The following is a 17,732-nucleotide window of genomic DNA, read 5'->3' as shown; positions in this document are numbered from 1 at the left end:
CGCGACCCGTACCACAGCAAGCAAGACAGGAGACCTATGAAACGCCGACTCTGGATCCAGGCCAGCGCCAGCCTCGCCACCCTGGCCGCCGCGGCCGCCCTGAGCCCGCAGGCGCTGGCGCAGAACTATCCGGCCAAGCCGGTGCGACTGGTCGTGCCCTTTGCCCCGGGTGGTACCACCGACATCATCGCCCGCGTGGTCGCCGAGAAGATCGGGCCGACGCTGGGTCAGACCATGATCGTCGAGAACAAGGCGGGCGGCGGCGGCATCATCGGCGCCAACGAGATCGCCAAGGCGCAGCCGGACGGCTATTCGTTGGGCGTGGCCACCGTCTCCACGACCGCCGCCAATCCGGCGATCAACCCCAAGACGCCGTACCACACGCTGACGGATTTCACGCCCATCATCAACATCGCCGCGACGCCCAATGTGATCGTGGTCCATCCCAGCTTCCCGGCCAAGGACTACAAGGGCTTCGTCGCGGAACTCAAGAAGAACCCGGGCAAGTACAGCTATGCCAGTTCCGGCACCGGTGGCATCGGCCACATGCAGATGGAGCTGTACAAAAACCTGTCCGGCGTCTTCCTGACTCACATTCCCTACCGCGGCGCCGGCCCGGCGCTGAACGACACGGTGGCGGGCCAAGTCCCGGTGATGTTCGACAACCTGCCGTCGGCGCTGCCCTTCATCAAGGATGGACGTCTGATCGCCATCGCCATCGCCGCGCCGCAGCGCCTGGCCCAGCTGCCCCAGGTCCCCACCTTCAAGGAGCTGGGGCTGGAGCCGGTGAACCGCATGGCTTACTACGGCATCCTGGGGCCCAAGAACCTGCCCAAGGACGTGGTGACCAAGGTCTATGACGCGGTGAAGAAGACCGTGGAGCTGCCCGACGTGAAGAAGCGCATCGAGGACACCGGCTCCATCATCGTGGCCAACACGCCGGACCAGTTCGCTGCGCAGATCAAGGCGGAGTACGAGGTCTACAAGCGCGTGGTGGAGGCGCAGAAGCTCAAGCTGGACTGAGCCCCGCGTGAGCCAGTCGCCGATGCGGCGCGACAGCGAGCAGGCGATACGCGCCTTTGTCGAATCGCTGTGGGTGGAGGAGGGGCTGTCGCGCAACACCCAGCTGGCCTACGGCCGCGACCTGCGGCTGCTGGCCGACTGGCTGGACGCCGAGGCCGGGCGCAGCCTGGACGCCTGCAGCGAGGCCGACCTGCTCGGCTATGCCAGCGCCCGCCATGCGCAGACCCGCGCCACCAGCGCGAACCGGCGACTGTCGGTCTTCAAACGCTATTTCCGCTGGGCGCTGCGCGAGCGCCGCATCGCCGCCGATCCGACGCTGAGGCTGCTCGCCGCCAAGCAGCCGTTGCGCACGCCCAAGACGCTCAGCGAGGCCCAGGTCGAGGCGCTGATGGCCGCCCCCGAGGCCGAGGACACGCTGGGTCTGCGCGACCGCGCGATGCTGGAGCTGATGTATGCCAGCGGCCTGCGCGTCAGCGAGCTGGTCACGCTCAAGAGCGTGCACGTCGGCCTGCGCGAGGCGGTGCTGCGCATCACCGGCAAGGGCGACAAGGAGCGCCTGGTGCCCTTCGGCGAGGAAGCGCATCGCTGGCTGCTGCGCTATCTTGCCGAGGCGCGTCCGGTGCTGGCCGGCGGGCTGCCCAGCGAAGACCTGTTCCTGACGCGCCGCGGCGAGGCGATGACGCGGCAGATGTTCTGGAAGCTGGTCAAGAAGTACGCGCTGCAGGCCGGCGTCAGCAGCCCCATCTCGCCGCACACGCTGCGCCATGCCTTCGCCACCCATCTGCTGAACCATGGCGCCGACCTGCGCGCGGTGCAGATGCTGCTGGGCCACGCCGACCTGTCGACCACGCAGATTTACACCCATGTGGCGCGCGAGCGGCTGCGCCAGCTGCATGCGCAGCACCATCCGCGCGGCTGAGCCCGCGCGCCCCGATCAGACCGGCAGCCCGGCGGGCGGCTTGATCTCCTCCAGGCAGATCATCGAGCGCACGTCGGCCACGCCGTCCAGCTGCATCAGCTTGTCCGTCAGGAACTGGGACAGCGACTTCAGGTCGCGCGCCACCACCTTCAGCAGGTAGTCGCAATCGCCCGAGACCGTGTGGCATTCCAGGATCTCGGGCTGGTCGCGCAACAGGGCCTCCAGCTCGCGGACGCGCGCAAAGGCCTGGGCGGTGATGTTGAGGCTGACATAGGCGATCACGCCCAGCCCCAGCGCCTCGTGCGACACCTGGGCGCCATAGCCGCGCAGCACGCCACGCTCTTCCAGCGCGCGCATGCGTCGCAGCGCCTGGGGCGGCGACAGCCGCACGCGCGCGGCGAGGTCCACATTGGAGATGCGACCTTCGCGCTGCAGTACTTCGATGATCTTGCGGTCCAGCGCGTCCAAAGGCGTTGTTGGCATGGTTGGCCCGGTTCAGGCGGCGGTTTTGTTGCTTGATTATCGTCATTGGCATGAAAACATTGCGCCTTCGTGGGGCGACGCCGGGCCGGGCATCGGGCGCTTCGCGGACAATCCGGCGATGGATCACAGTTTTCTCTCCGCCTTCATCCTGCTGCTGCTGGTGCTGGACCCGCTGGGCAGCCTTCCCATCTTCATCCCCATCATGCGTTCGGTGCCGCGCGAGCGGCGCGTGCGCGTCGCGCTGCGCGAGGTCGGCATTGCCTTCTCGGTGCTGCTGGCCTTCATGTTCCTGGGCGACGCCTTCTTGCGCGTGATGCACCTGTCCGAGCGCTCGCTGGAGGTCGCCGGGGGCGTGATCCTGCTGATCATCGCGATCCGCATGATCTTCAGCACCATGAGCGAATCGGCGTACGGCGCCGAGCCCGGCAAGGAGCCCCTGATCTTCCCGCTCGCCGTGCCCTTGCTGGCCGGCCCGTCGGCCATGGCCACGGTGCTGCTGCTGGCCTCGCGCCAGCCCGACCGCATCTGGGATTGGATAGGCGCGCTGACCGCGGCGATGGTGGTGTCCTTCCTGGCGCTGACACTGGCCGACCGCATCCGCAAGCTGCTCGGCGACTCCGTGGTTTCGGCGCTGGAAAAGCTGATGGGCCTGGTGCTGACCGCGATCGCGGTGGAAATGGTGCTGGCCGGCCTGAAGCGCTACTTCGTCGGCGGGCTCTGAACGCCGCGGCACCCGCCGCCTCGCGTCAGCCTTTCCGGGGCGGCCTTGCTTCCTAAGGCGTGGGATACAGCGCCGCCACTTCCTTCAGCAGCAGGCGGACCATGGCATCGTGCCGGCCTTGCATGCCTTGCATGCTGGCGGCCTCATATCCGCCACCCGGCCGGGGCCTGGGGCTCAGCAGGGGCAGGATGCCGTAGCGCATCAACACCCAGTTGGTGAGCAGCCGGGCGCTGCGCCCGTTGCCATTGCCGAAGGGGTGGATGCGGACCCATTCGCCGTGGAGCATGGCGGCGAGCTGGCATACGGCATGCAGCTCACCCGGCGCATAGGCCTGCGGCCCGCGGCCCTGCAGCGCCGAATCCAAGGCCGCGATGGCGGTCTGCACACGCTGCAGCAGCTGGTCCACCTCGCTGGCCACCTGCGCGGCGGCGGTGCCCAGGGTGCCGCCGATTTCCACCTCGATGTCGTCGAGCTTGGGCGGACCTCTGAAGGCGCCCCTGAGATCGTCTTCCTGTAGACCGACGCCGGCGGCCTCCGGGATCGCCAGGCCGAGCATCATGTCGGCATGCCAGCCCAGGACGTCGGCTGCCGTCAAGGTGGACCGGGCCTGCGCATGGGTCTTGACGGCCTGGAGGACGCGCGTCAGGTTGGTCGTCAACTCGGGACTGTCGGCATCCCAATGCGGAGCGGTGGCCACTGCGTCAGCCGGCTGACATCAGCGTGCGGATGCGGGCGGCCAGATCGCCCGCCGCGGCCCCGGGGACTGGCTGGCGCCCGCTGATCAGGCGCCCCTGCGCGGGGTCGTGCGTTCCGAAGCTGGCCTCCTGCCGCACCAGCCGGGCGATCGCCGCGTCGAAGTCTTCCTCCGAAGGGGGGCGTTCGCGGATCGCCCGCAGCGCGCGGTCCAGCTGCTGCTCCAGCAGATCGCGGCGCGCCTGCACGTAGTAGCGCATGCCTTCCTCAAACACATGGTTCAGGCTGCTGTCGTCCAACTGCTTGATCGCCTCCAGCTCCTGGTGCAGCGCCTCGGGCAGGCGCACGGTCGTGACGCGGCGGAGCGCCACGTCCTTGACGACGGTCCCGGCCGCCTGGGTCGGCGCGCGAGTGGGCAGCGAGGACTTGCGGGACTTCTTGGCAGTGTCCATGGGTGTGGCTTTCCAAGGTGAGAACTGATGGCAGTTTGCGCCTTTTGCCATCAAATTTCAAAGCCCAGGCATGGCGGGCGCGCCCGGTGCGGAGCCGGGCCTGGCGCGCCCAGGGCGCCGGCCCGGCCGGCCTTCGCGATATGAAAAGCTGATTCCATATCGTGGAAACGAACCTTGCTGCGCTGCCGCAAAATTTCTCATGATGGCAAAAAGCTTTTCATGATAAGAAATTGATTGAATAAGTTATTGATTTCATTGGTGAAGATTTTTAGTCTTATATAAGACATAAGTCTTCCGGTGGCGATGGCGAGGGTCTACGCTTGAGTCCAACAAAGCTTCTTTGTTTCACCCCTCTGGCTAGCAGGAGCACACCATGACGACTCTGACCCGTGAACAGCAAATCGCCGCCCTGGAAAAGGACTGGGCCGAAAACCCCCGTTGGAAAGGCATCCAGCGCGGCTACAGCGCCGCCGACGTCGTGCGCCTGCGCGGCTCGCTGCCCATCGAGCACACGCTGGCCAAGCGCGGTGCCGAGAAGCTGTGGAAGCTGGTCAACACCGAGCCCTTCATCAACGCGCTGGGCGCGCTGACCGGCAACCAAGCCATGCAGCAGGTCAAGGCCGGCCTGAAGGCCATCTATCTGTCCGGCTGGCAGGTGGCGGGTGACGCCAACAGCAACGGCGAGATGTACCCGGACCAGTCTCTGTACTCGGTGGACTCGGTGCCCAAGGTCGTCAAGCGCATCAACGCCACCTTCAAGCGCGCGGACGAGATCCAGTGGTCCGAAGGCAAGAACGACACTGACTACTTCGCGCCCATCGTGGCCGACGCGGAAGCGGGCTTCGGCGGCGTGCTGAACGCCTTTGAGCTGATGAAGGCCATGATCGACGCGGGCGCCGCCGGCGTTCACTTCGAAGACCAACTGGCCGCCGCCAAGAAGTGCGGCCACATGGGTGGCAAGGTGCTGGTTCCCACCCGCGAGGCCGTGGCCAAGCTGATCGCTGCCCGCCTGGCCGCCGACACCATGGGCGTGCCCACCGTGCTGCTGGCCCGTACCGACGCCGAGGCGGGTGACCTGGTCACCACCGACGTGGACGACAACGACAAGCCCTTCTGTACCGGCGAGCGCACCGTGGAAGGCTTCTTCCGCACCCGCAACGGGCTGGAGCAGGCGATCAGCCGCGGCCTGGCCTATGCGCCCTACGCCGACATGATCTGGTGCGAGACCGGCAAGCCGGACCTGGCCTTCGCGAAGGCCTTCGCCGAGGCCATCCACGCCAAGTTCCCGGGCAAGCTGCTGGCCTACAACTGCTCGCCGTCCTTCAACTGGAAGAAGAACCTGGACGACGCCACCATCGCCAAGTTCCAGCGCGAACTGGGCGCGATGGGCTACAAGTTCCAGTTCATCACGCTGGCCGGCTTCCACAGCCTGAACTACTCCATGTTCGACCTGGCCTATGGCTATGCGCGCAACAACATGAGCGCCTTCGTCGAGCTGCAGGAGAAGGAATTCGCCGCCGCCGAGCGTGGGTTCACCGCGGTGAAGCACCAGCGCGAGGTCGGCACCGGCTACTTCGATGCGGTGACCACCACCATCGAAGCCGAAGCCTCCACCGCGGCGCTGAAGGGTTCGACCGAAGACGAGCAGTTCTTCGACAAGCGCGCCTGATCGCGGTCGCCAGACCCGGCAGGCAGAGCGGCGCCATCAGGCGCCCGTCAAGAAGAAGAGGCCGCAAGGCCTCTTCTTTATTTCCGCCTTCGCCCGCCCGGCGATCGATCAGCGCGGCGCCGGCGGCGCATCGGCCGCATGGCGCAGACACAGCCAGGCGACGTCCCGTTGTGACTGCGGCAGGGCCTGGACCTGCGCCAGGGTCAGGCGCAGCAGCTCGCGCGCCAGATGCAGGGGTTGGCGCGGCGCGCCGAAGGCCGTGTCGTACCAGGCGTTGATGCTGATGTTGGCATGGCTCAGCGCGTGGATGGAGTGCCAGCAGAAGGGCGGCAGGTAGAGCATCTGCCCGGCCTCCAGGCGGAAGTCCAGCTCGCAGCGTGCCTGCGCGAAGAGTGGGAAGCGCGCCAGGTCTGGATGCTCGGGGTCGACCTGGCTGGCGAACTCCACGCCGTCCAGCCCTGGGTAGAGCCAGGGCGTCTGCCAAAAGCCCCAGAGCCGCACCGACTTGGTCCCGCGCACCTGAACCAGCAGGTTGTCGTAGCTGTCGTAGTGCAGGGGAATGCGGCTGTGGCGCTGGCCGATCCAGATGTTGAGCTGGGTAAGGGTGGCGGGGTCGACGAAGCCCGGCTGGCCCACGTCGGGCAGCAGCTCAGGAAAGGCCTGCGCCGCCGGCTTTTGCTGCATGTAGAGCACCGGCCCGCGCGCGCCCGCGCCGGCATCTTCGTCGCCCTGGTCGGCGCCATAGGTGTAGAGGCGGTCCAGGAACTCGTCGAAGCTCAGATGGCACAGGCCCTGCGCATCGAGCATGCGGCTGGACTGGATGCCGAACAACCCGTCGCGGCTCTCGTTGACGAGGAATTTGCGGCCGCGCAGGCGCTGGCGCAGGTAGTCGTCGCTCCACAGCCGGCTGCAGGGCCAATGCGGCACCACGCCCTGGATCAGCGCCGGCTGGCCGTCGCGCGCACAGGCCAGGAAGTCCTCGCGGCCCGGGTTCTCCAGTTCGCGCAGCCGCAGTGGCGGGTGGGTCGGGGGGGTCATCGCCATATGCGCTCCATGCCCTTGCGCAGAGGGAGGCCGTGCAACTCGTGCGGCACCGCATAGACGCGGACCAGCCAGCGGTCGCGGCCCTGCCAGCGCGGCGTGTAGGCGCTGCGCATGTGAAAGGCGCGCCAGTTGTCCAGCACGATGAGGTCGCCGGCGCGCAGCGCAATGCGCTGCAGGCCCGGCGGGTCCTGCAGCGCCTCGGACAGCGCGGCGAGCGCGTCGCGCGCGCGCCCCGTGCGTCCGGCGCAGCCCTGTTCGTTGAGCCGCACCAGATGCCCGCCGCGGCCGTCGGGCAGCAGCAGCGGCAGGGCCTGCGACAGCTGCTGCGGGCCAAAGGAGTGGGGACTGGCGATGTCGAACTCGGGCTGCATCAGCGCTTGCAGATGCGACGGTGCCAGCCGCGCCAGGACGCCGCGCGCCGGCACCAGCGTGAGCGGGACGGCCGGCTCGTCGTGGACGACGCAGAACACCAGCCAGCGTGGGGCCGGCGAACCATCGGCGAAGCGGCCGTGCGGCGCGCCATCGCTCAGCGGCCGGTAGGCGCAGTCGGTGTGCCAGGGCAGGCGCTGCGCCCAGCCCTGGGAGCTGAACTCGTCCTGGGCGTCCTGGCGCGCGGCGACGTCACGGTAGATGCGTCCGCCGTCTTCGTTGGCGTAGGCGATCACGCGTGCCCCCATGTGGCGCACCAGGCCGAAGAGCTTCAGCAGCGTCAGCGGGATCTGCTCCGGCCGGGACTGGCCCTGGTAGGGCGTGGGCGGTGCCGGCAGGTCCTGCGCCAGGGCCAGGCCGCCCAGGTGCAGCGACACCGCATCGCCGCGGCGGAAGGCCGCCAGCGCCCGCAGGGCCTCGGGGGCGTGCGAGGCGAGGTAGCGCGCGCCCGCGTGCTCCCACAGCGCTGGCGCGCGGTCGGGCCGGACCGGCGGGATCAGCGCGGCCGCCCGTCCGTCGGGCCCCGGCCCGCGGCGCGGCAGCCGCGCGGGGGCGGCGGAACGGGGCCGGCCGGCGGCGGTGGCGCTGCTGCGCGGTCCGCCTGGCGGGCGGTGCGCCGCCAGGCGCGGCGGGAGCAGAGGAAGGCTGCAGGCGCCGCCCATGCTCAGCTCCTCGCCGCGTCCAGCACCGCGTGCAGCGCGCGCTCCAGGCGATCGCCGTCCAGCGACTGGAAGGGAATGCGCAGGAAGAAGCGCTGCGCCGGCACCTGGTCCGGCGGGAAGAACGGGCTGCCCGGCGTCAGCGCGACGCCGCGCTCCGCGGCGCGGCCGATCAGCTGGGCCTCGCCGTGGGCGCAGGGCAGCAGGGCGCTCATGAAGTAGCCCCCGTCGGGCACAGCCATCAGCGTGTCGCCCAGCAGCGGGCGGATGCGGCGCAGGGCTTCGTCATGGCGGGGCGCCAGCAGCTGCCGGGCCTGCGCGAGGTTGCGCTCCATCAGGCCCAGGCCGAGCGCGCGCGCGGCGATCGCCTGGCACAGCGGGGGCGCGCACAGATAGGTGTTCTCGGCCCGCGCGGCCAGCGCGCGCGCCGTCGCCGGGTCGCTCAGCGCGTAGCCGATGCGCAGGCCGGGGCTGAGCATCTTGCTCAGCGAGCACAGGCTGATCACGCGCGCGCCGTCGGCCAGCTCGGCCAGCCCGGGCGGGCTGCTGCCGTGGTAGCGCAGCGCGCGATAGGGCAGGTCCTCGACGACGATGAAGCCATGCTCGCGCGCCAGCGCCAGCAGGCGCCGGCGCTTGGCCGCACCCAGCGTCACGCCGCTGGGGTTTTGGAAGTCGGCGATGGTGTAGAGCAGGCGCGGCGTGTGCCGGGTCAGCAGCGCCTCCAGCCGATCCAGGTCCAGGCCATCCGCCTGCAGGGGCACGCCCAGAAGCCGCGCGCCGTGGCGCTGAAAGATGCCCAGCGCGCGGTCGTAGCTGGGCGACTCCACCAGCACCTCGAAGGGGCCGGCCGGGCGCAGTTCGGCGCACAGCAGGTCCAGCACCTGCAGCGAGCCGTTGCCGACGAAGATGCCCTCCGGGTCGGCGCCATGGAAGCGCCCCAGCTGCTCGCGCAGCAGTGCGTCGCCCTTGTGGCCGCCCAGCGGCGCGTACTGGAACAGGCGCGCCGGGGTGTCGGCCAGCACCTCGCGGGCGCAGTCGGCCAGCGCGGCACTGGGGATGGTCTCGGCCGGGGGAATGCCGCGCGTCAGCGGCAGGAGCTCCGTGCCGGGGCGGGTCTCAGGCATGGTCGGCTCCCCAGCTTGGTGCCCGTGCGCGCAGCGTGCGCGGGTCCACCAGGCAGTCCGGGTCGATCTCTTCCAGGCTGGACAGGCCCATCTGCATCATCGCGTCCTGCAGCTCGGCCTGCAGCAGCGTCAGCACGCTGTGCACGCCGGCCTGGCCGCCGAGTGCCAGGCCCCACAAGTAGGGCCGGCCGATGCAGACCGCGTGGGCCCCGATCGCCAGGGCCTTGATCACATCGGTGCCGCTGCGTATGCCCCCGTCCAGCAGCAGCGGGCGCGCGCGGCCGACCTGCTCGACGATGCGCTGCAGCGCCCACAGGCTGGGCACGACGGCGTCCAGCTGACGGCCGCCGTGGTTGGAGACGATCAGGCCGTCCACCCCGCAGTCCAGGCCGCGCCGGGCGTCGCGCGGATCCAGCACGCCCTTGAGCAGCAGCGGGCCCTTCCAGCGCCGGCGCAGGCGCTCCAGGTCTTCCCAGCGCAGCGCCAGCCGCTCCATGCGCCCGTTGGCCGGCACGCTGCCGTCGCCGATGCCCAGCGCGCGCAAGGTGCCGAAGGCGATGTCGGCGGGCACATGGAAGCCCGCGCGGCGCGTGCTCAGCCGCCGTGCGGCGAAGGAGGCGTCCACCGTCACCACCAGGGCCGCCGCGCCGGCTGCCGCGGCCATGTCCAGGCTGGCGTCGACATCGCGCTGCGAGCGGTAGGCATAGAGCTGGAACCAGCAGCGCTGCGGCGCCTGCTCGGCGATCTCGGCGAAGGCGTAATGGCTGTCGGTGCTGACGATGGAGATGCTGCCCGCCTCGGCCGCCGCCCGCGCGGTGGCCAGCTCGGCCTGCGGATGCAGCAGCCGCTGCGGGCTGGTGGGCGCCAGCAGCACCGGCAGCGCCAGGCGTGTGCCCAGCAGCGTGCAGCCGGTCTGGGCCGGCGTGCCGCCCAGCAGCGCGCGCGGCTGCAGCCAGACCGAGTCCAGCGCCTCCAGGTTGCCGGCGATGCCGCGCTCGCAGCCCGCGCCGCCGGCCACGTAGGCCCAGGTGGCCCGGTCCAGCGCCATGCGCGCGGCCACTTCCATGTCGGCCAGGTTCAGCGGTGTGGCGGTGCTCATGTCAGAGCTCTCCATGGGACGACGTGCCGCCGCGCGCCGGGCGGGCGGACTCGCGGCCGTCCGGGGACTCGGCGCCGATCAGCGCGTTGGGGCCCTGGTCGTGGGCATAGCGCAGGTCCAGCACGCTGGACGCGCCGGCGCAGTAGCGGATCAGCCGCTCCACGCCGAAGCCGATGCCGCCGGTCTGCAGCCGCGTGCGCTGCTTCCAGTCCGCGTAGTAGCGGTGCGGCGCTGCGGTGAACTTCTGCGCCTGGGCCAGGATGTCGGCGCCCGAATCGGGGCGCAGCCCGCCGGTGGCCAGCTCGCCCTCGCCGTGCGGCAGGATGAGGTCGTAGGTGGCGAAACTGCCGTCGTCGTTGCGCCGGTACAGCGAGTCGCGCACGCCGTCGGGATAGCGGGTGAGCCAGAAGGGCGCACGGGCGGCCTCGGACAGCACTTTCTCCTCGGCATGGGTCAGGTCGCCGGCGGCATGCGGATTGGCGGCGCCGCCGATGCCGCGCACGCGTTCGCGCGCCTGCGCAAAGCTGATGCGCTCATAAGGCGTGGCTTCCAGCGCGGACAGACGGGCCTGGACACGATCGTCCAGCCGGCCGCTGCCGCGCAGCCGCTCGCGCAGCCGGCTCGCGAAGCCGCTGAGGATGGCCTCGATCGTGTCGTGGGCCTCGTTGACATCCTCGGTGTGCCACTCGATCTCGGCCTGGAAGAAGGTGTAGAGATGGCGGCCGCTGCGGTCCTCGCCGTCCATCAGCAGGCGCACGCACGGGGCCATGCAGTAGACCCGCTGCGCATGCTCCAGCGCCAGTTGTTTCTCCACGCAATGGCTCACCGGCAGGTAGTAGAAGCGCTCGCCGCTGACCGTCACGCGCGGCTTGCCGCCGGGGCCCTGGGTGGTGTGGACGTCGGGCAGCGCGCGGTCGCCCAGCACGGCGATGCTGTGCCGCGCGCCCGGTTCATAGCGCTCGGACAGGATGGCCGGCAGGATCTCGATGAAACCCAGGTGGTCCAGCGAACCGCGCAGCGCGGCCAGCACATCGCCGGTCCAGGCATAGGCGGCGCGGAAACCATGGGGCGTGGGGATCGGGGTGGGCATGAGCGGCTCCTCTCAAGAAGCGAAAGGCGGTTGGGGTGACCGGTGAGGGCACGGCGGAGCGGGAAGATCGGCCAGCCCGCACAGATCCAGGCCAGCGGCGATCGCCTGGCCGGCGGCCTGGCGCATGCCGTCGTCCGCGGCCAGCACCGGATGGGCGTCGTCCAGTGCCTCGGCGACCTGCAGCACATGGCGCAGCAGCGGGCAGGGGTCTTGCTGTTCCAGCGCGCGCTGCAGGGCCGCGTCCAACTGGTCGACGGTGGCGGCCAGTTCGCCGCGCCGCCGCGCGGCGGCGCCGCCGGACACCACGCTGGGTGGCTCGCCCGCATCGCGGCACAGCAGGGCCAGCGCGCGCTGACTCTCGGCCAGCCGGGCGTCGGTGAGCAGCACGCGCTGCCCGCGCGGCCAGCGCAGCAGGAAGAAGCGCAGCGCCAGCGACGCGCCGGGCGCGCCGCCGGGCCAGTCCCGCATCAGCGCCTGCAAGGCCGAAAAAACGTCCTGCAAGCCCACGCTGCCGCCGGCTCGGGCGCGCAGCGTGCCCTGCGGCACGTCCAGGCCCTCAACGGCCGGTGGTGGTAGCGCCGGCCGTCCCAGCGCCACGCACAGGCGTTGCCAGGCCGTGGCCACGGTCTCGATGCGGAACTGATGCAGGCTGCGGGTCCCGGGACGGCCGTCCTCGGGCGCGGCCGCCGTGTCCAGTCGCGAGCGCAGCAGGCGCAGCCGCTCCGCCATGCCGGCCTGCACCCATTCGCCGGCCGCGCTGGCCTGCGGACGCAGATAGACATGGGGCGGGCGCAGCGCCAGTTGCTCCACCCAGGCGCAGGACTGCAGCCAGCCGGCCAGGCTTTCGCAGTCGGCGGCGGCCCGCTCGGCGCGCGCGGGCCGCAGACGCAGCGCATGCGCGCCCAGCGGCGAGCGCGGCGCGGACTGCGGTGGCAGCACGGGCAGCGGCGCGGCGGCCAGCAGCCGCTGCACGCGCGGCAGCATGAAGCCGCCCAGCTCGGGCAGGCCGGCGTCGGTGGTGGATGGGGCGCGGGCGTCAGGGCACATGGCGCTCGGGCCCCCGGTAGACGAAGCTGGTCTCGCGGATGGACGGCTGGCCCAGCAGGGCCATCATCAGCCGGTCCAGCCCGATGCCGAAACCGCCATGCGGCGGGCAGCCGTGGCGGAACATCGGCAGGTAGTGGCGCTGCAGGTAGTGGCTCAGCGCCTGGTCGTCCAGGCCGGCGTCGGCCGCCTGCCGCTGCAGCCGCTCGTGGCGGTGTTCGCGCAGGCAGCCCGAGGCGATCTCCATGCCGCGCCACAGCAGGTCGAAGCTGCAGCTCAGTGGCGCGCCCTGGCCCTCCTGGCCGCTGGCGGCATCGCGGTGGCGCGTGTAGAACGGCCGGTCCGCCGCCGGGTAGTCGGTGATGAAGACAAAGCTGTGCCCGCTCAGCTCGCGCGCGTGCTTGCACAGCAGTTGCTCGGCCTGGTGGGTCAGCCGGCCGCCCGCCAGCTCGGGATTGAGTTGTCGCGCCAGCGCCAGCGGCAGGCGCGGAATGGGGGTCTCGGGCACCTCGACGGGCAGGTCCAGGCTGCGCATCACCTCGGCGCCATGGCGCTGGCGCACCGCAGACAGCATCTCGCGCAGCAGCGCTTCCGCGAGGTCCATCAGCGCGCCGGTGTCCTCCAGCCAGGACTGCTCCACGTCCAGACAGGTGAACTCGGTGGCGTGGCGGTTGGTCTGCGCCGATTCGGCGCGGAATACCGGGCCGACTTCGAAGACGCGGTCCATGCCGGCGGCCATCGCCATCTGCATGTAGAACTGGGGCGACTGGACCAGGCAGGCCTGCTGGCCGAAGTAGGGCAGCTTGAAGACCGCGGCACCCGATTCGCTGCCGCCAGCGGTGATCTTGGGCGTGTGCAGTTCCAGGAAGCCGCGCTGCAGCAGGAAGCCGCGCGCCGCCGCTTCCAGGCTGCTCTGCGCGCGGAAGATGAGCTGTTTGCGCGGATGGCGCAGGTCCAGGTAGCGGTGGTCCAGGCGCTGCTCCTCGGTGGCGCCGGGCTGCAGCGGCAGCGGCGCCTGCGCCAGCGCCACCGCGTCGATGGCCTGCACCTCGATCTCGATCGCGCTGTGCGGCCCCGGGCGGCCACGCCGGGCCAGGCCCTGCACGCGCAGCGCGCTCTCGGGGTTGAGCCCCTGCAGCGAGGCCGCGAGCTCATCGCGGCAAACGCCCTGAACCTCGCCGCTGCGGTCCTTCAGCACGAGAAAGCTCAGGCTGCGGCTGCGCCGGACGGCGACCAGCCAGCCTTCCAGCAGCACCGGCCGGTCGAGGTGGCGGGGCAGGTCCTCGATGAAGACCTTGGGCGGGGAGCGCAGGCCCTGTGCGGGCGGCGCCAGCAGCGTCTCGGTGCTCAAGGGGCTCTCCTGGTGTTGGTACGCCCAGCGGGACTCGAACCCGCAACCTACGGTTTACAAGGCCGTTGCGCTTCAGGCTTGAATCTCGCCATGTGGGGCACGCCGTTCCGCTTTGCCGCGCCGATCCGCACGCTTCAGCGATGAGCGCTCATCGCTGCGGGAGTTCCCCGCGTCTAGCTCGCGAGGGAGGAGTCCCAGGATCGGCAAGAAATTCTTTCCAGCGTGGTGTGCTCCGTCGGCCCGATTCAGCCCTTTACCATTGCGCCATGGGCGTGTGTGAGGGGTCGTGTTCCTTGCGTGGTGGGGAAGCGGCAGGTCCGCGCTGGCGGACCCGCCTCGCATGAATGCCGGGGAATGGCGTGGGAGTCCGGCGCGGCATTGCCGGTCGCTCCGCACCATGCGGCCATGGGCACCCGCGGCGTTGGCACCTGGGCACGGAAGGCATTCCTTGTCGCGCATTCGTCAGCCGGCTGTGACCCCGCCACGCAGCGAGGTTGTGACGGCTTCGGATGTCAGCGCCTGCGACACGCGGGCTGTCAGTCCGCCGGCCAGTGTCTGAGCCAATGTCTCAGACAGTGTCATGGCCAGGTCGGGCAGCTTGACCATTGTGGCCATCGCCTGTGTCAGCGCCTGTGTCACGGCTTGTGTCAGGCCCGCTGTCATCGACTGTGTCACACCCAATGTCACGGCCTGTGTCACCGCGGCTGTCTGCAGCGCCGCTGTCAGCGCCTGTGTGGCACTGCGTGTCGCGGACGCTGTGACTTCGCTTGTGACCGCTTCTGTGATTGCCTGTGTGACCGACTTCGCACCGACCGCGTGGATCAGGGCGTCGGGCACACCGCCTTTCGTCACGTCAACCATGGTTTCACCTCCTTCCCGTGCCGTCGATTGCGGGGCGATCGATCCTGGCTGTGATTCACCGGCCGGGCCCCGGATGCACCTCGTGGACGCCCGCGGCCGTCGTCGCGGCCTCGGGGTCATGTGTCGTGGAATGCCGTGCATTCCTGTTGTTCTCGCTTGGGCCCAAGCATGGGGCCGCCGCGCCGCGCCGCCAATGGATTGAATGGCGGGGCGCCGGTCCAGACAGCGACCCGGGCCTTGAGGGCCGTGGAGGCCGGGCCGGTCGGGCCATCCGTCCCGGACCGGGCGGCCGCATGGTCCGGACCGCATGGACCCGAAGGTCCAGACCCCACGCGCGGCGGCGCCACTGGCTTTCGCCGGCGGGCCGCCACGGTGGGCGTCGCTGAAGAGGGCGAGGAGGGTGAGGAAGGTGAGGAAGGTGAGGAGGGCGCAGGCGGGACAGCCGTGCGCCGGGCTTCGCCGTGTTCGGTGCTCAGTGCGCCGGGGGCAGGGCCTCGGGCCGCCCACCGCCGCGCAGCAGCCGCGTCAGTTCGGCCAGGCTCAGGTCGCGCGTCAGCAGCCGCAGCTCGTAGGCCGCAATGCCCTGCCGTTCGAGGCTGAGCACCAGCATGCGCAGGCCCGGCGGTGCCTGCAGCAGGCAGCCGGTCTGCGTGGGGCTCAGCGCGGCCAGTGGCGCGACCAGCAGCCCGGCCCGCACGGTTTCGGCCTGCTGCATGGCGGCCAGGCAGGAGTGGGGCGTCGCCATCAGCGGCGTGCCGCTCTCGTGCAGCGCATGCAGCACGACGTCGCGCAGCCAGGGCGGCAGCGGCGACAGGACGACGCCAGCAGAGGCGGGGGAGGGCGCGGGCTCGGGCGGCATGCCGGTCATGCTGCCCAAGGCCTGCGCCGACCGCCATGGATCAATTGGACTGCATCCCTCCCGCCGCGCGGGCCGGGTCCGCGCGAAGGCGCTGCGTCGCGTGCAGCGCGGCCGCCTGGCTGCGCCGCCGTACATGCAGCTTCTCGAGCAGATGGTGGACGTGGTTCTTCACCGTCGCGCTCTCGATGCCCAGGCGGCGCGCGATTTCCTTGTTGGAGAGCCCGTGCGTGATCAGGTCCAGCACCTCGCGTTCGCGCGTCGTCAGCGTCAGCGGCGATTCGGCGCCGGGGCTGGCGAGCGCGCCGCCGGCGGCGCGCAGCATGAACAAGCGCGTCAGGCGCGGCGAGCAATGGATGCCGCCCTGGCGCACCGACTCCAGCGCGGCCAGCAGCTCGTCCAGCGGCGCGTCATGCGACAGGAAGCCACTGGCGCCCTGTTTCGCGCAGCCCAGCACCGCGTCCTCGTCGTCCTCGCGCACGGCGAAGGCCAGCACGGCCATGTCCGCCGTGATGCCCAACTGCTGCTGCGGCACGCGCTGCAGCAGCGGCGCCTCCACCAGCACCGCTTGCGGCGCGGCGCGCGCCAGATCGCCCTGCATGGCCTGCACCGGGCTCAAGCCCACGACCGCGTGCCGGCGCCGCTCGACCAGCAGGGCCGCCAGGCCCTCGCGGTACAGGCGCACCTCGCAGATGATCGCGAGCGTGTCGGGCCCCTGCATGCGGGTCGGAGGGGCCGGATCCCGCGCCGCCCCGGAGGCCAAGGCCTTCACGCCCGCACCTTGCCGAGGCGAGCGGGACAAAAGGGAGTCAGCCGGGCCAGGCCCGGCAGGCCGGTGTGGTACGTCATTTGGGTCTCCCTGGAGCACCCGTGTTCGGGTGTCTGTCTGCCACGCCGTAACTGCGATCGCAAGTCGCATTTAAAGCGTACAGCCTGGCGGCGCGGACCGCAAGGCGATCCTGCGCCCGCCAGGGCAGGGCATCGCCGGCGCCGCGCAGCGCCGGTCAGAGCGACTGCTGCAGCATGTCGCGGTAGTCCTCGGCGCTGGCCTCGCGCGGGTTGGTCTTGTGGCAGTGGTCCTGCAGCGCGCGTTCGATCACGGCGTCGAACAGCGCCGGCTCCACGCCCAGCTCGGCCAGGCCCGCGGGCAGGCCCAGACGCTGGTTCATGGCCAGCACGGCCTCGGCCAGCGCGTCGGCGTTGTGGCGCGGCGGCAGCCCCATGGCCTGGGCCAGGCGGGCGATCTTGTGTTCGCGGTGCAGGCTGTCGTGCTGGGCGTTGAAGCGGATCACCGCGGGCAGGAAGACCGCGTTCAGCGTGCCGTGGTGCAGCCGCGGGTTCAGCCCGCCCAGCGCATGCGACAACGAATGCACGCAGCCCAACCCCTTCTGGAAGGCCAGCGCGCCCAGGGTGCTGGCGGCCATCATGTCCTGGCGCGCGGCGAGGTCCTCGCCCTGGTGGGTGGCGCGTTCGATCTGGCCCCAGCCGCGGCGCAGGCCCTCCAGCGCGATGCCGTCGGCGGCCGGGTTGAAGGCGGCCGACATGAAGGTCTCCATGCAGTGCGCGATCGCGTCCATGCCGGTGGCCGCGGTCAGCAGCGGGGGCAGGCCCACGGTCAGCTCGGGATCGCAGATCGCCGACCGGGGCAGCAGCGCCCAGTTGTGGAAGCCCAGCTTGCGGCCGTCGTCGACGATGAGGATGGCGCCGCGCGCCACCTCGCTGCCGGTGCCCGCGGTCGTCGGCACGGCGATCAGCGGCGCGGCGCGCTCGGTGATGCGCGGGCTGCCGCCTTCGATCGTCGCGTAGCGCAGCAGCGGCCCGTCGTGCGTGGCCGCGATCGCGACGCCCTTGGCCAGGTCCAGGCTGGAACCGCCGCCGACGGCGATCAGCCCATCGCATTCGGCGCCGCGGTAGAGCGCCGCCGCCTCGCGTACCGCGGCCTCGGTCGGGTTGGCCGGCGTGGCGTCGAAGACCGGCAGCGGCGCGCCGCTCCAGGCCTGCTCCACGCGGGCCAGCACGCCGGCGGCCTTCACGCCGGCGTCGCTGACCAGCAGCGGTCGGCGCATGCCCACCCGTTCGCATTCGGTCATCAGCAGGCGGCGCGCGCCGGGCTCCAGGTGGATGTGGGTCAGGTACTGGATCAGGGCCATCCGTCGCTCCGCGTTCATTGAGGGAAAATCCGCCCCTGCCTTATAGGCGATGGAGTCCTTGTTGA

General features: G+C 70.8%; 18 protein-coding genes. 4 read left to right on the top strand and 14 right to left on the bottom strand.

Translation table 11 applies throughout. The annotated features are described in order from the left end of the window. Nucleotides 1–36: 36 nt before the first annotated feature. The gene (locus LZ017_RS18295) at nucleotides 37–1,023 is read left to right on the top strand and encodes a tripartite tricarboxylate transporter substrate binding protein BugE (RefSeq protein WP_241398348.1); all 987 of its coding nucleotides are present in this window, start codon (nucleotides 37–39) and stop codon (nucleotides 1,021–1,023) included. A 22-nt stretch (nucleotides 1,024–1,045) separates the two neighbouring features. Beyond that, the gene (xerD, locus tag LZ017_RS18290) at nucleotides 1,046–1,942 is read left to right on the top strand and encodes a site-specific tyrosine recombinase XerD (protein WP_241398397.1); all 897 of its coding nucleotides are present in this window, start codon (nucleotides 1,046–1,048) and stop codon (nucleotides 1,940–1,942) included. A gap of 15 nt (nucleotides 1,943–1,957) precedes the next feature. Here the strand turns inward: xerD and LZ017_RS18285 are convergent, their stop codons facing one another. After that, nucleotides 1,958–2,425 carry an Lrp/AsnC family transcriptional regulator gene (locus LZ017_RS18285; protein WP_241398347.1) on the bottom strand — a complete coding sequence of 156 codons (468 nt, stop codon included), beginning with the start codon at nucleotides 2,423–2,425 and terminating at the stop codon, nucleotides 1,958–1,960. Nucleotides 2,426–2,543: 118 nt separating this feature from the next. Here LZ017_RS18285 and LZ017_RS18280 point away from each other — a divergent pair, with 118 nt between their 5' ends. Then, nucleotides 2,544–3,146, top strand: coding sequence for a MarC family protein (locus LZ017_RS18280; RefSeq protein WP_241398346.1), 603 nt, complete (start codon nucleotides 2,544–2,546; stop codon nucleotides 3,144–3,146). Nucleotides 3,147–3,198: 52 nt separating this feature from the next. Here the strand turns inward: LZ017_RS18280 and LZ017_RS18275 are convergent, their stop codons facing one another. Further along, complete coding sequence (locus tag LZ017_RS18275; RefSeq protein ID WP_241398345.1) at nucleotides 3,199–3,804, bottom strand: Fic family protein; 606 nt, start codon at nucleotides 3,802–3,804, stop codon at nucleotides 3,199–3,201. Between the two features lie 43 nt (nucleotides 3,805–3,847). Beyond that, entirely contained in the window at nucleotides 3,848–4,291 is a 444-nt protein-coding gene (locus LZ017_RS18270) for a hypothetical protein (RefSeq protein WP_241398344.1), read from the bottom strand. 373 nt (nucleotides 4,292–4,664) lie between these two features. Between LZ017_RS18270 and aceA the strand changes: the two genes are divergently transcribed. Beyond that, nucleotides 4,665–5,960, top strand: a complete 1,296-nt coding sequence (aceA, locus tag LZ017_RS18265) for an isocitrate lyase (protein WP_374109947.1) — start codon at nucleotides 4,665–4,667, stop codon at nucleotides 5,958–5,960. Between the two features lie 108 nt (nucleotides 5,961–6,068). On the opposite strand, the gene LZ017_RS18260 is transcribed toward aceA, so the two are convergent. The 11 genes from LZ017_RS18260 to LZ017_RS18205 all read right to left on the bottom strand — a co-directional run bounded on the left by LZ017_RS18260 (nucleotide 6,069) and on the right by LZ017_RS18205 (nucleotide 17,667). Continuing rightward, on the bottom strand, nucleotides 6,069–7,004 hold the full coding sequence (locus LZ017_RS18260) for a cupin-like domain-containing protein (protein WP_241398343.1): 936 nt from the start codon (nucleotides 7,002–7,004) through the stop codon (nucleotides 6,069–6,071). Beyond that, nucleotides 6,995–8,095, bottom strand: coding sequence for a TauD/TfdA family dioxygenase (locus LZ017_RS18255; protein WP_241398342.1), 1,101 nt, complete (start codon nucleotides 8,093–8,095; stop codon nucleotides 6,995–6,997). The genes LZ017_RS18260 and LZ017_RS18255 overlap by 10 nt, the downstream gene beginning before the upstream one ends. 2 nt (nucleotides 8,096–8,097) lie before the next feature. Beyond that, on the bottom strand, nucleotides 8,098–9,216 hold the full coding sequence (locus LZ017_RS18250) for a PLP-dependent aminotransferase family protein (protein WP_241398341.1): 1,119 nt from the start codon (nucleotides 9,214–9,216) through the stop codon (nucleotides 8,098–8,100). Further along, entirely contained in the window at nucleotides 9,209–10,315 is a 1,107-nt protein-coding gene (locus LZ017_RS18245; RefSeq protein WP_241398340.1) for an alpha-hydroxy acid oxidase, read from the bottom strand. The genes LZ017_RS18250 and LZ017_RS18245 overlap by 8 nt, the downstream gene beginning before the upstream one ends. 1 nt (nucleotide 10,316) lies before the next feature. Next, a complete protein-coding gene (locus LZ017_RS18240; protein ID WP_241398339.1) occupies nucleotides 10,317–11,405 on the bottom strand; it encodes an amino acid--tRNA ligase-related protein in 1,089 nt (362 codons plus the stop codon). Nucleotides 11,406–11,417: 12 nt separating this feature from the next. Beyond that, on the bottom strand, nucleotides 11,418–12,452 hold the full coding sequence (locus tag LZ017_RS18235) for a hypothetical protein (RefSeq protein WP_241398338.1): 1,035 nt from the start codon (nucleotides 12,450–12,452) through the stop codon (nucleotides 11,418–11,420). Next, a complete protein-coding gene (gene aspS, locus LZ017_RS18230; protein ID WP_241398337.1) occupies nucleotides 12,442–13,800 on the bottom strand; it encodes an aspartate--tRNA(Asn) ligase in 1,359 nt (452 codons plus the stop codon). Before aspS ends, LZ017_RS18235 begins: the two co-directional genes overlap by 11 nt. A gap of 462 nt (nucleotides 13,801–14,262) precedes the next feature. Next, nucleotides 14,263–14,661, bottom strand: coding sequence for a hypothetical protein (locus LZ017_RS18225; RefSeq protein WP_241398336.1), 399 nt, complete (start codon nucleotides 14,659–14,661; stop codon nucleotides 14,263–14,265). Nucleotides 14,662–15,133: 472 nt separating this feature from the next. Then, on the bottom strand, nucleotides 15,134–15,520 hold the full coding sequence (locus tag LZ017_RS18220; protein WP_241398335.1) for a hypothetical protein: 387 nt from the start codon (nucleotides 15,518–15,520) through the stop codon (nucleotides 15,134–15,136). 40 nt (nucleotides 15,521–15,560) lie between these two features. Next, nucleotides 15,561–16,238 (bottom strand): response regulator transcription factor, encoded by a 678-nt coding sequence (locus tag LZ017_RS22160; RefSeq protein ID WP_277604768.1) that lies wholly within the window; start codon nucleotides 16,236–16,238, stop codon nucleotides 15,561–15,563. A gap of 283 nt (nucleotides 16,239–16,521) precedes the next feature. Next, nucleotides 16,522–17,667 carry an iron-containing alcohol dehydrogenase gene (locus tag LZ017_RS18205; RefSeq protein ID WP_241398334.1) on the bottom strand — a complete coding sequence of 382 codons (1,146 nt, stop codon included), beginning with the start codon at nucleotides 17,665–17,667 and terminating at the stop codon, nucleotides 16,522–16,524. Nucleotides 17,668–17,732 lie beyond the last annotated feature (65 nt).

It is taken from the genome of Pelomonas sp. CA6 (assembly GCF_022549225.1).
Taxonomy (GTDB): domain Bacteria; phylum Pseudomonadota; class Gammaproteobacteria; order Burkholderiales; family Burkholderiaceae_C; genus Roseateles.
Note: the sequence above shows the minus strand (reverse complement) of the source record. Positions and strands in the feature narration are given on the sequence as shown.